This is a genomic window from Streptomyces sp. NPDC007088 (assembly GCF_042869355.1).
In the GTDB taxonomy this organism is placed as follows: Bacteria; Actinomycetota; Actinomycetes; order Streptomycetales; family Streptomycetaceae; genus Streptomyces.
The window spans coordinates 1-9,356 of the sequence record NZ_JBIAFO010000043.1; the positions used below are offsets into that span (position 1 = coordinate 1).

Annotated in this window: 1 protein-coding gene; it reads left to right on the top strand. The window is 70.6% G+C overall.

What is annotated here, in order from left to right:
- A partial coding sequence (locus tag ACFYMP_RS32105) for an SDR family NAD(P)-dependent oxidoreductase (protein ID WP_388864219.1) occupies positions 1-9,356 on the top strand: 9,356 nt, incomplete at both ends.

The window sequence follows — 9,356 nt, forward strand, 5'->3', positions numbered from 1 at the left end:
GGGTTGCGGGCTGAGTTGGAGGGGGGTGGTGTGGGGGTTTCTGTGGTGGCGTGTGATGTGGGGGATCGTGCGTCGGTTGAGGGGTTGTTGGCTGGTTTGCCGGTGGGTGTTCCGTTGTCGGCGGTGGTGCATGCGGCGGGTGTTTTGGATGATGGTGTGCTGGATGGGTTGTCGGTGGAGCGGTTTGAGGGGGTGTTGCGTGCGAAGGCTGAGGGTGCTTGGCATTTGCATGAGTTGACGCGGGGTATGGGGTTGTCGGCGTTTGTGTTGTTCTCGTCGTTCTCGGCGACGGTGGGGGGTGCGGGGCAGGCGAATTACGCGGCGGCGAACGCGTATCTGGATGCGTTGGCGGAGTTGCGGCGTAGTGAGGGGTTGCCGGCGACGTCGATCGCGTGGGGGCCCTGGGCCGACGACGGCATGGCGGTCAGCAGCGCCGAAGTGGGCCGCACGCTCCGGCGTACCGGCATGCTCCCGATGGACCCGGAACTGGCGGTGAGCGCTCTGGAGAGGGCACTCGTCCTGGACGACACGGCAGTCGCGGTCGTCGACGCCGACTGGAAGCGCTTCGCCGGTACCTTCGAAGCCCGGCAGTTGTCCCGCATGCTCGGCGGAATACTGGAAGCCGACCAGTCGGCGGCCGCGGCGGAGGGGGCCACGGAAGACGCTCCTGTCCAAGGGGCCTCCGCCTTGGTGCGCAAGCTGGAAGGACTGCCGCCGGCCGAACGGCAACGGGTCGTGCTCGAACTCGTACGCGCCCATGTCGCCGCCGTCCTCGGCCACACCGGAGCCGAGGCGATCGCGCCGGGCCGCGCGTTCATGGAGATCGGCTTCGACTCACTGACCGCGGTGAATCTGCGCAACAGGCTCACCGAAGCCACCGACATGCGGCTCTCGGCGACACTGGTCTTCGACTACCCCACGCCGGCCGCACTCGCCGAGCACCTGCTCACCGAACTGCTCGGCTCGCGCGAGGACAGCGAGGACAGCGCGGGCGCAGCCGACGCCTCACTCCCGGGCACGGCCGCTGACGACGATCCCATGGCCGTCGTGGCGATGAGCTGCCGCTTCCCCGGAGGCGCCGGGTCCGCCGAAGAGCTGTGGGACCTGCTCTCCGCGGGCCGGGACGCCGTGTCCGACTTCCCGGCCGACCGCGGGTGGGACCTCGACGGCCTGTACGACGCGGATCCCGACGCGACCGGGAAGAGCTATGTGCGCGAAGGCGCCTTCCTTGCCGAGGTCAGCGGATTCGACGCCGAGTTCTTCGGGATCTCGCCGCGTGAGGCGCTGGCGATGGACCCGCAGCAGCGACTCCTCCTGGAGACCGCCTGGGAACTCTGGGAGCGAGCCGGCATCGACCCCGAGTCCGTGCGGGGCAGCCGGACGGGCGTGTTCATCGGCACGAACGGCCAGGAGTACGTCTCCCTCGTGGACAAGGCGCCCGAGGTATCCGAGGGATACGTCGCCACCGGTAACGCGGCCAGTGTTGTCTCGGGCCGTATCTCCTACACCTTCGGCCTCGAAGGCCCGGCCGTCACCGTGGACACCGCGTGCTCCTCGTCCCTGGTGGCACTGCACCTGGCCGCACAGTCGCTGCGCCAGGGCGAATGCAGCCGCGCCATCGTGGGCGGCGTCTCGCTGATGGTGTCTCCGCGTGGCTTCATCGAGTTCAGCCGGCAGCGTGGGCTGGCAGCGGACGGCCGGTGCAAGCCGTTCGCGGCTGCCGCGGACGGTACGGGCTGGGGTGAGGGTGTCGGTCTGCTCCTGCTGGAGCGGTTGTCGGACGCCCGCCGCAACGGACATCAGGTGCTGGCCGTGGTGCGGGGTTCGGCGGTCAATCAGGACGGTGCGAGTAATGGTCTGACGGCGCCGAACGGTCCTTCGCAGCAGCGGGTGATCAGGGCGGCCTTGGAGAGCGCGCGACTGTCGGCGGCCGAGGTCGACGCGGTAGAGGCGCACGGTACCGGGACCCGGCTGGGCGACCCGATCGAGGCGCAGGCGCTGCTGGCCACCTACGGGCAAGGCCGCCCGGAAGGTCAGCCGTTGTGGCTGGGGTCGATCAAGTCGAACATCGGGCACACGCAGGCCGCGGCCGGGGTCGCCGGGATCATCAAGATGGTGCTGGCGATGAGGCACGGCGTACTGCCCGCGATGCCGAACGTGGATGAGCCCACGTCGCACGTCGACTGGTCCTCCGGCGCACTGCGGCTGCTGACGGAGTCCACGCCGTGGCCCGAGGCCGGGCGGCCCCGCAGGGCGGGGATCTCTTCGTTCGGGGTGAGCGGTACGAACGCGCACGTGATCCTTGAGCAGGCGCCGGCCGCGGCTTCCGCCGAGGATTCAGGTCCGGGCTTCGGCCCCGGCGCCGAGGTGGAGCCCTCGCAAGCGGTGGCACGACCGGTCACGGTTCCGTGGGTGGTGTCGGGCAAGTCCGAGGCGGCGTTGCGGGCGCAGGCCGAGCGGCTGCGGTCCTTCGCGGAGGGACGACCGGCGTCGACAGTGCCGGACGTCGGGTACTCCCTGGCGACGGCACGATCCGTGTTCGAGCACAGGGCCGTGGTTCTGGGCAGCGACCGCGAGGGCCTGGTGGAGCGGCTGACCGCCCTGGCGCAGGGTGGGGAGGTGCCGGGGCTCGTCCGGGGTGTCGCGGCGGGTGCGGATGACGGCCGTGTGGCGTTCGTGTTCCCGGGTCAGGGTTCGCAGTGGCTGGGTATGGCGGCGGGGTTGCTGGAGTCGTCGGCGGTGTTCGCCGGTCGGGTGGCGGAGTGCGGTGCGGCGTTGGCCCCGTTTGTGGACTGGTCGTTGACCGAGATCCTGCGGGGCGGTTCCCAGGACGAGGCGTGGCTGGGTGAAGTCGACGTGGTGCAGCCGGTGTTGTGGGCTGTGATGGTGTCGTTGGCCGAGGTGTGGCGGTCGATGGGTGTGGTGCCGTCCGCCGTGGTCGGTCACTCGCAGGGAGAGATCGCCGCCGCGTGTGTGGCGGGTGCTCTGTCGTTGCAGGACGGGGCGCGGGTGGTCGCGCTGCGCAGTAAGGCGCTCAAGGTCCTGTCCGGTCGGGGTGGCATGGTCTCGGTCTCCCAGGGCGAGGACGCGATCGGTGATCTGCTCGCCCGGTGGGAGGGCCGGCTGTCGCTGGCCGCCGTGAACGGCCCTGGCATGGTGGTGGTCTCGGGCGACGCGGACGCCCTGGACGAGCTGCTGGCCGTCTGTGAGGCGGACGGGGTGCGGGCGCGGCGGGTGGCGGTGGACTACGCCTCGCACTGTGCGCATGTCGAGGAGATCGAGGCGGTCCTGGCGCGGGAGTTGGCGGATGTCGCCCCGCGCACCGCGTCGGTTCCGTTCTATTCGACGGTGACTGGTGGAGTGCTGGACACGTCGGCTCTGGATGCCGGCTACTGGTATCGCAATCTGCGGCAGACGGTGCGTTTCGCGGAGACGGTGGACGCGCTGCTGGATGACGGTTTCCGTCTGTTCGTGGAGTCCAGTGCTCACCCGGTGCTGACGATGGGGATCGAGCAGACCGCCGAGGCCCACGACACCGCAGTGACGGCGGTGGGTTCTCTGCGCCGGGGTGAGGGCGGCCTGGAGCGCTTCCTCACCTCGGCCGCCGAGGCCTTCGTCGGTGGCGCGGCCGTCGACTGGGCCGCCCTGTTCGAGGGGACGGGCGCACGCCGTGTCGAGCTGCCTACCTACGCCTTCCAGCACCAGCGCTACTGGATCGAACCGTCCGCCGCCGTGCGGGGTGACGTCAGCTCCGCCGGGCTCTCGGCCGCCGATCACCCCCTGCTGGGCGCGGCCGTCACCCTTCCGGCGACCGGCGGGCACCTGTTCACGGGGCGGCTTTCGCTGCGGACGCATCCCTGGCTCGCCGATCACGCGCCGTTCGGCAGGCCGATGCTGCCGGCCTCCGTGTTCGTGGAGTTGGCGCTGCGGGCGGGCGACGCGGTCGGCTGTGGCCGGCTGAAGGACCTGACGCCGTCGACGCCGCTCGTGCTCCCCGACACCGGAGCGGTCCAGCTTCAGCTCGTCGTCGGTGGAGCGGACGATTCCGGGCACCGGACGGTGGAGATCTACTCGCGGATCGAGGACGGCGCGTCGGACGCCGCCTGGGCCCGGCACGCCACCGGTCTCTTCGCGGCGGGCATGCCGGCCGCGCCGGAGACGCCCCGTCTCCGCGAGTGGCCGCCGGCGGACGCCGAGCCGATCGACGTGGAGCGGCTGTACGCGGACGCCGAGACGAGTGGCGGCGTGGTGTACGGCCCCGCTTTCCGCGGACTGCGCCGAGCCTGGCGCAAGGGCCAGGAGGTCTTCGCCGAGGTGGCCTTGGACGAAGCCCAGCGCGCGGACGCCGGCGGTTTCGGTGTGCACCCGGCGCTGCTGGACGCCTCCCTGCACGCGGCGGGCAACCTGTCGGCCGCGGATGCCGACTCGGTGGTGCTTCCGCATCAGTGGACCAATGTGTCCCTGTACGCCACCGGTGCGACCACGCTGCGCGTGCGTCTCTCGCCGGCGGCTCCGGAGGGCGTCTCGCTGCTGCTGGCCGACGAGGCGGGCCGGGTCGTGGCCGAAGCCGACGCGGTGACGACCAGGACGGTGACGGCGGACGACGTGGCCGGTCACGGCCTGATTCCGCAGAAGTCGTTGTTCCGGGTGGAGTGGACGGATCTGCCCTCCGCTCCTCGGGACACCGCTGACGCCGGCCCCCGCTGGACGGCTGTCGGACCCGGTGCCACGGCGCTTCGCGCTCTTCTGCACGACGGCACCGGCCGCACCGACGCGAACCTCGTCCCCTACGACGGCGTCCCCGAGGTGCTGGCCCCTGGTGACCCGACGGGTGAGAGCGTGCCTGGAGTCGTCCTGGCACCCTTCTTCTCCTCCGACGCTGAGGGTGCTGGTGGTGGGGTCGATCCGGCGGGTGTGCGGTCGGTGGTGCGGCGGGTGCTGGAGTTGTTGCAGGGGTGGCTGGCGGAGGAGCGTCTGGCCGGGTCCCGGTTGGTGGTGGTGACGCGGGGGGCGGTGGCGGCCGCTTCCGGTGAGGGTGTGGAGAACTTGGCGGCGGCCGCGGTGTGGGGTCTGGTGCGGTCGGCCCAGGCGGAACATCCCGGCCGGTTCGTGCTGGTGGATCTGGACGAGGAGGGGGTGCCGGCCGGGGTGCTGGAGGCGGTACTCGCCGGTGACGAGCCGCAGATCGCCGTACGGGAAAGCCGGGTGTACGTCCCGCGCCTCGTCAGGGCGACGGCACCCGCTTCCCTGGTTCCCTCTTCTCTCCCGGACTCCGCCGTCGCGAACATCGCTGACGAGGGTTCCTCGGGACCCGCGGTCGTGTCGGGGCCGCTGAAGACGCCCGGATCGGCCACCGTGTGGGACCCCGAGGGGTCCGTGCTGATCACCGGCGCCAGCGGTGTGCTGGGACGTCTGGTGGCGAAACACCTCGTGACCGCCCACGGGGTCCGCAGCGTGGTACTGGCCTCCCGCCGGGGCAGGGACGTACCAGGAGCGGCGGAGCTTGAGCGCGACCTGGCCGAACACGGCGCCAGTGTGGTGTTCGAGACGTGCGACGTGACGGACCGCGAGGCGCTGGCCGGTCTGCTGGCCCGCGTTCCCGCCGACCGTCCGCTGCGTGGAGTGGTGCACGCGGCGGGTGTGCTGGACGACGGTCTGGTGGAGTCGCTGACGCCTGAACGGCTCGACGCGGTACTGCGCCCCAAGACCGACGCCGCGCTGCATCTCCACGAGTTGACCGCGGGGATGGGACTCACCGCGTTCGTACTGTTCTCCTCGGCGGCCGCGACCTTCGGCGCCGCGGGCCAGGGCAACTACGCGGCGGCCAACATGTTCCTCGACGCCCTGGCGGCGCACCGCCGGGCACTTGGCCTTCCCGCGATCTCGCTGGCCTGGGGTTTCTGGGCCGAGCGCAGTGACATGACCGGTCACCTGGGCGAGGTCGACATGGCCCGCATGGCCCGGTTCGGGATGACGCCGTTGCCCGCCGAGGAAGGACTCGCGCTGTTCGACCTCGCGGGCACCATGGAGGACTCCCTCCTCGTGCCGACCCGGATGGATGTGGCGGTACTGCGGCAACACGCGCGCCCCGGGACCGTACCCGCGATCCTGCGACGGCTCATCGGGGCCCCGGCCCGCCGGGTGGTCGAGGCCGCCGACGACAGCGGCACCCCGGCTCTCCAGCGGCGGCTCTCCGGCCTCGCGCCGGCGGAGCGGGAAGAGGCCGTGCTTGAGCTGGTGACAGACAGCGTGGCGGCCGTCCTGGGCCACAAGGAAGCGGACACGATCGCCGTGGGGCGCGCGTTCAAGGACCTCGGCTTCGACTCGCTCACCGCGGTGGAACTGCGTAACCGGCTGAACGCCGCGACCGGTCTCCGGTTCTCGGCCACGCTCGTCTTCGACTACCCCACCCCGACTGCCGCGGCCCGCCACATTCTCAGCGAGATGATGGGTCCGGACCACGAGAACAGCGAGCGGCCCACCTCCGGTTCGCACCTGGAGGCGGTGCCGGCGCGGGGAGCCACCGACGACGACCTGATCGCCATCGTCGGAATGGCCTGCCGTTTCCCGGGCGATGTCCGTACCCCCGAGGACCTGTGGCGGCTGCTGGTCAACGACGGGGACGCGGTGTCCGGCCTGCCCACCGACCGTGGCTGGGATCTGGAGGCGCTCTATCACCCGGACCCGGATCACAAGGGCACCGCATATGCCCGTGAGGGTGGGTTCCTGTACGAGGCGGGGGAGTTCGATCCGGCGTTCTTCGGGATCTCGCCGCGTGAGGCGCTGGCGATGGACCCGCAGCAGCGGCTGCTCCTGGAGACGTCCTGGGAGGCACTGGAGCGGGCCGGGATCGACCCGGCTTCCGTCCGCGGAAGCCAGACCGGCGTGTTCTGCGGACTCACGTACCACGACTACGGGGACGTGGTGCAGCAGGCCGGGGAGGCCTCGGAGGGATACCTGATGACGGGCAACGCGGGCAGCGTCGCCTCGGGCCGTATCTCCTACACGTTCGGCTTCGAGGGTCCCGCGGTGACGGTGGACACCGCGTGCTCGTCCTCGCTGGTGGCGCTGCACTGGGCGTCCCACGCACTGCGGCAGGGCGAGTGCTCGATGGCCCTGGCGGGTGGAGCGACGGTCATGGCGAGCCCGGGTGCCTTCGTCGAGTTCAGTCGGCAGCGGGGCCTCGCGCCGGACGGACGCTGCAAGCCCTTCGCGGCCGCCGCGGACGGCACCGGCTGGGCCGAAGGCGTCGGCATGCTGCTGCTGGAACGACTGTCCGACGCACGGCGCAACGGACATCCGGTACTCGCCGTGGTCCGGGGCTCCGCCCTGAACCAGGACGGCGCGAGTAACGGCCTGTCCGCGCCGAATGGTCCGTCGCAGCAGCGGGTGATTCGGGCGGCGTTGGAGAGTGCGGGTCTTTCGGCGGCTGAGGTGGACGCGGTCGAGGCGCACGGGACGGGTACGCGGCTGGGTGACCCCATCGAGGCGCAGGCGCTGCTCGCGACGTACGGGCAGGACCGTCCTGAGGACCGGCCGTTGTGGCTGGGCTCGGTGAAGTCGAACATCGGGCACACGCAGGCGGCGGCCGGGGTCGCCGGGATCATCAAGATGGTGCTGGCGATGCGGCATGGTGTGCTGCCGCGCACCCTGCACGTGGATGAGCCGTCTTCGCATGTGGACTGGTCCGAGGGTGCTGTTGAGCTGTTGACGGAGTCGATGGCCTGGCCTGAGAGTGACCGTCCTCGTCGGGCGGGTGTCTCCTCCTTCGGGATCAGTGGGACGAACGCGCATGTGGTGCTGGAGCAGGCGCCTGAGGTTTCCGGCGCGGTGGAGGTCCGTGACGCGGCGGAGCCGGGTTCGGGTCCGGTTCCGGTGTCGTCGTTGTCGGTGGTGCCGTGGGTGGTGTCGGGTCGGTCCGGGGTGGCGTTGGAGGCGCAGGCGGGTCGGCTGGCGTCGTTCGTGGCCGAGCGGCCGGGCTTGTCGCCGGTGGAGGTCGGGTCTGCTCTGGTGTCGGGCCGGTCGGTGTTTGAGCATCGTGCTGTGGTGCTGGCGGGTGATGTGGCTGGTTTCGGGGCTGGGTTGTCCGCTGTGGTGGCGGGTGAGCCGGTTGCGGGTGTGGTGCGGGGGCAGGTGGCGTCGGGGAAGCTGGCGTTGTTGTTCTCGGGTCAGGGCAGTCAGCGGGTGGGGATGGGGCGTGAGTTGTACGGCGCTTTCCCGGTGTTCGCCGCGGCTTTCGATGAGGTGTGTGGGCAGTTCGACGGGTTGTTGGGCTGTTCGTTGCGTGATGTGGTCTTCGGCCGTGACGAGACTGACACCGACGCTGACGCCGAGGCGTTGGATGCGACGTTGTTCGCGCAGTGTGGTTTGTTTGCGGTTGAGGTGGCGTTGTTCCGTCTGGTGTCGTCGTGGGGTGTGCGGCCGGATGTGGTGGCGGGGCATTCGATTGGTGAGGTGGTGGCGGCTTATGTCGCTGGGGTGTGGTCGTTGGAGGACGCGTGTGTGCTGGTGGCGGCGCGTGGGCGTTTGATGCAGGCGTTGCCGGCGGGCGGGGCGATGGTGTCGGTGCGGGCTGCTGAGGCCGAGGTGTTGCCGTTGCTGGCGCGGTACGAGGGTGTTGTGAGTGTGGCGGCGGTCAACGGTCCGTCCTCGGTGGTGGTTTCGGGTGCTGAGGCGGTGGTGGCGGAGCTGGAGCGGGAGTGGCGTGCGGAGGGGCGCCGGGTGCGTCGTCTGCGGGTGTCGCACGCGTTTCATTCGCCGTTGATGGAGCCGATGCTGGAGGAGTTCCGGCGTGTGGTTGAGGGGTTGTCGTTCGGTGTTCCGGGGTTGCCGGTGGTGTCGAATGTGACGGGTGCGGTGGCGTCGGCGGAGATGTTGCGTGATCCGGGGTACTGGGTGCGCCATGTGCGTGAGGCGGTGCGCTTCGGGGACGGCATCACGCATCTTGCCGGACTGGACGTGACGACATACCTGGAACTCGGCCCCGATCACGTGCTGTCGACCATGGGCGAGCAGTGCCTGTCGGACGATGACTCCGTCCGCAGTTCCTTCGTGTCGGCGCTCAGCTCGCGAAGCGGGGAGACCGAAGGCGTCCTGACCCTGGCGGCCTCCGCCTGGGTCAGGGGCGTGCCCGTCGACTGGACCGCCGTCCTCGGCCAGGCCGCCGGACAGAGCACGTACCTGCCGGAGTTGCCTACGTACGCCTTCCAGCGGGAGCGGTACTGGGTGCGGCCGGCCCAGTCGGAGGTGCGTGAGTCCACTGTGGGTGTGCGGGGCGCGGTGGATGAGGCGTTCTGGGATGTGGTGGAGCGGGGGGATGTGTCGGGGGTGGCGGATCTTCTGTCGTTGTCTGGTGG